This window comes from uncultured Olegusella sp. (assembly GCF_947253395.1).
In the GTDB taxonomy this organism is placed as follows: domain Bacteria; phylum Actinomycetota; class Coriobacteriia; order Coriobacteriales; family Atopobiaceae; genus Olegusella.
In genome coordinates this window covers 1-4006 of sequence record NZ_CAMXYY010000125.1, presented here as the reverse complement: position 1 = coordinate 4006, position 4006 = coordinate 1, and the positions used below count along the sequence as shown (strand labels likewise).

Here is a 4006-nt window from a genome sequence, read left to right as displayed (position 1 = left end):
TTGCCATGTCAAGGAAGCAATATCCTCTGCGCATAGACCCAGAGCTTTGGGAAGCGGTGCAACTGTGGGCAGCTGATGAAATGCGTAGCTCTAATGCCCAAGTAGAGTGGATTATTCGCGATGCTCTCAAGCGTGCAGGACGCTTGCCTGCCGCAAAACGCGCGCCCAAAAAAGATTTAGGGTCAAAAAACTAAGCGGCGACTGCGGTGGAATAAAACCATACCTAGACGTTAGGTGTCTAGGTATGGTTTATTTTCAAGTACAGAGTAGTTTAGCTCGTCCTATAAAGAATTCAGGATTCATGAAGCCATATGGGCTCTGCGTACACATCTCAAAGGCCGTTATGCCGATGTCTTCTAAATTATTGGAATCACAGCTTGCTATTGCGCTTTTTACCATGTCATCGAAAAAATCGAGACGGTGACTTGCTGGCTGCCACCCATCGGCTGTTCTTAACAAGGCATTATCACGAACAAGATTTGACCACACTTGTTTGAATCGTACGGCATCAACTGGCGATGAACGAATACCTGCACATATGCCTGATGGATTGATGGCTCCATTTTCGTCCATGAGTCCAGAGGCATTTACATCTACGCTGCATATAGTTGCATTCTCTACAGATATAAAACAGGTATATATGCATGCCAGGATTTCGTAAGGCATGTTTACATACCAAACTCTGAGCTTTGAAGCGTGCGATACGGTATCGACAAAGGACGCATACTGCTCCTCAAAATCCTCTGCAGGATGTATCGAAAGCTTTTCTAACTCGCTTCTCCGTTGGTGGGGATTCATGTTCGAGATGCTTCCGAGGGTTAAATCATCTGGGAAAAGAGCAATATCGCCAAGCCCAACACCAAAATTTTTTGCAAGGTAAAGAAGGGCACGTATATTTTGACTAAAACAAACTTCAAGCATGGATAGGGTGTCCTCCTTTTGAAACTGAGGTATTTGTCAAATCAAAATTTTACCAATACCTGCGATATCATTACTCTATTAGGAATGAGAAGGAGGGAATATCGTGCGAAGACTACTCAGCATTTTTTTTGCCTTGCTCGCAGGCTATGTAGGGTTTAAATTCTCCATTAGTTTCTTTGGGGGAATTGGATATAACTTTCTTTCTCTTCTTATAGGGGAGCACTCCTTCAGTCTCTTAGGAAATCCTGCTTTTATGATTACGATACATGCAGTGGTTGCGTTATGTGCATCTGGGATTGCCTATCAGGTTGCTATGAATCGCTATCTTACGATATTGGTCAAGGTAGCTCCTGTGGTTTATGTTGTTCTTGCATTTGGGCTCATCATGCTGAAGAGCAGAGGGGTTCAAGGGGTCAATTTTAACTTTGCAGATGTAGCGGATATTTTGCTTTGGCAACCCGCTACTTTTTTCTTTAACCTTTTTGTTCTAGTGCCTTTAGGATGCATCTTTCGCACAAAGGCGGTGCCTGTAGGTAAATCAATCATTGCTGCAATACTTATCGTACTTGTATGTGAATCGTTACAGTATGTGTGCAAACTTGGCATCTTTGACGTGATAGACATCGTGTCTAATGTAATTGGTTTTATTTTTGGCTTCTGTTTGGCGGATGCACTTATTGATTTTGGGCTGCACTTTAGAGCTGTCAGCGAACATGTATGCTCGTTGACAAGAAAAAACTAATGCTCGCATGCGTATAAGTCTTGTTATATCCGCCGGCAAAAGAGCAGTGTACTGTTTTGCATATTTTGTATACAAGAGATGGTGCGTAAGGATACGTAGCATGCTACCTGTCCAAAGGATTTTGATACAGGTGTGGTAACTTTTCGCGGCGAAAGCGGCTAGGCGTCATGCCCGTTATTGCTTTGAAAGCCTCGGAAAATGCGCCTTGATTGGCATAACCAACATGCTTGGCTATGTTACAGATAGTCTCGTTTCCGTCTAACAGTTGCATAGCGGCAAATTCCATGCGTCGCTTTCGTATAAAATCTTGAGGAGTAGTTCCGCGACTGCGCCTAAAGGCATCAATGAGTCGCGCCGCACTGAGATGTAGCACCTTTTCAAGGGTATGTGTTGATAGATCTTGATCAAGATTTGCTTTTATATACCGGCTAGCTTCTTCACAGATTTCCCAATCCTGTACCGAGCGTGAGTTACGAGCTGTTTGATCTCTGTGTACACCATCTATAAGCAGTACAAGAAGTTCAACAAGCTTAGCGTGATAGTAGGCAGGCGCACAGTTTTTACTAGGACGCGCGTCTACGAATTCATTCATTGCTTCTTTAAGCTTGGGTAGCTCTTGGGTGCCGTCAAGCTGTGAAATAGCAGAAAGAATATCTTTGGGAGTAACTTCCAAAAGCTGGCTATAACGCACAAGCGCTTTTGGGCGCAGAGAAAGAGAACAACTTTTGAATTGAGTGTGCGCCTCACATATTTGCTGGAACAGATGATAAGTCCATCTATAACCAATAAGAGCTGGGCGCTTGTCTGGTAGCGGATCGATAAGATAATCGGTCATATCGTGTCCATAACAGCCAAACCCAATAAGTTCAACCGACGGACCTCGATAAATCGCGCGTTCATTCAGCTTTAAATCCATTGAGATAAGTACCGCGTCCGAATCGATGATGCCATACCAGTACTCTCCGCTGCCTCGGGCTGGATTCACCACCCAAGTGGAGCCGTATGATCTGACTGCAGTCGTAGAGATCCATCCTTGCGCCAGTGCTTCTTTGCTGGGAACACAGCCTATAGCCTGCAGCATTGGCTCGAAACTATTGCAGATAGCGGTCGAATCGTCAGGTAAGAGATAAGCCAACGATTCTGTGTCTCCCGATAGCTTTTTATACCACTTACTCGAGAAGTGACTTTCGGTAATATTCACTATCTTTTCGGCGGCCTTCTCCATTTAGCACTTCCTTAGCAGCTTGGGTGCAAAGCTCTATAGGATGAAATGTTAGTAAAGGTTAACATACTTCGTTTCAGCCCTGAGCTTGGACTGAATGATGGTCTATGGGAGGTAATGTCGTGCCACAAGTTTCTGAAGAAGATCGCAAAAAAGATAAAGCTGGCCGCGAGGCAATGAAAAAACTTTCGGTACCAATTAAAGGAAGAACAAGAATTGCCCAGGTACTTACTGTTGCATCTGCCATGCTTGCTTTTGTACCGTATCTTGCGCTAGTAAAGTTGGGCGACGTTTTTCTTGATGCGTCGGTGGGCAATTATCCACTTGATACTCGTCAGATTGAGCATACTGTTTCGCTGCTTGTCATGTTCTTTTTAACTAAGATGACGCTGTATGTGCTAGCGCTTTCGATCACACACTTTGCCGATGTGAAGCTGCGCGTGTTGATTCGTGAGCGTATTGCAGAGCGTCTGAGCAGTGTTCCTTTAGCATGGTTTGACACTCATAATTCAGGTTCTATTCGTAATGCCGTACAGGATGACACACGTGTGGTACACACCGTGATTGCACATGCACCAGTTGATCTGGTTAATGGTGCATTAACGCCGCTTGTTCTGCTTATTTTTATGTTTGTTATCAACTGGAAGTTGGCCTTGATAGGTGTCGTTACGGTGCCTATTTATATGCTGCTTTACGGTAGCTCAATGAAAGATATGGGTCCAAAAACCGCCGAAATGAATACGCATCTTGCTGAGGTTTCCTCAACGATGGTTGAGCTTGTTTCGGGCATTAAAGTGGTTAAAGCCTTCTCTAAGGTAGGGGAGGCGCACGACAATTATCAAAACGCTGCTAAAGGTTTTGCAGATTCTTACTGGGCTTGGTGTGAACCCTTAATTGGTTTGTGCTCCATAGCGCAGGAATTTGTGTCCATACCTGTAATTTTGCTGGTAAACCTTGGCGGTGGTGGCCTGTTGTGTACTGCTGGTTTGGCGACAGTTCCACAGTTGCTCGCCTGCACGCTCATAGCCGTTGTATTGCCAAATGCAATGACTGCAGTTTCGAATATCGTCTGGTCATATCAAACTGCAGGCGCAGCTGCGATACGTCTTTGCGAACTCATG

The 4006-nt window shown here is 44.6% G+C and carries 5 protein-coding genes; 3 read left to right on the top strand and 2 right to left on the bottom strand.

Annotated features, from left to right (window positions below; translation table 11 throughout):
* Nucleotides 1-5 precede the first annotated feature (5 nt).
* On the top strand, nucleotides 6-194 hold the full coding sequence (locus tag Q0X25_RS07680; protein ID WP_367270419.1) for an Arc family DNA binding domain-containing protein: 189 nt from the start codon (nucleotides 6-8) through the stop codon (nucleotides 192-194).
* A gap of 61 nt (nucleotides 195-255) precedes the next feature.
* Here the strand turns inward: Q0X25_RS07680 and Q0X25_RS07675 are convergent, their stop codons facing one another.
* The gene (locus Q0X25_RS07675) at nucleotides 256-921 is read right to left on the bottom strand and encodes a DUF1835 domain-containing protein (protein ID WP_298580820.1); all 666 of its coding nucleotides are present in this window, start codon (nucleotides 919-921) and stop codon (nucleotides 256-258) included.
* Nucleotides 922-1174: 253 nt separating this feature from the next.
* Here Q0X25_RS07675 and Q0X25_RS07670 point away from each other — a divergent pair, with 253 nt between their 5' ends.
* Nucleotides 1175-1663: a VanZ family protein gene (locus tag Q0X25_RS07670; RefSeq protein WP_298580817.1), complete on the top strand. Its 489-nt coding sequence runs from the start codon at nucleotides 1175-1177 to the stop codon at nucleotides 1661-1663.
* A gap of 103 nt (nucleotides 1664-1766) precedes the next feature.
* On the opposite strand, the gene Q0X25_RS07665 is transcribed toward Q0X25_RS07670, so the two are convergent.
* Nucleotides 1767-2888, bottom strand: coding sequence for an AraC family transcriptional regulator (locus tag Q0X25_RS07665; RefSeq protein ID WP_298580814.1), 1122 nt, complete (start codon nucleotides 2886-2888; stop codon nucleotides 1767-1769).
* Between the two features lie 104 nt (nucleotides 2889-2992).
* Here Q0X25_RS07665 and Q0X25_RS07660 point away from each other — a divergent pair.
* Nucleotides 2993-4006, top strand: a 1014-nt coding sequence (locus tag Q0X25_RS07660) for an ABC transporter ATP-binding protein (RefSeq protein WP_298580811.1), incomplete at its 3' end; no start/stop codon positions are given.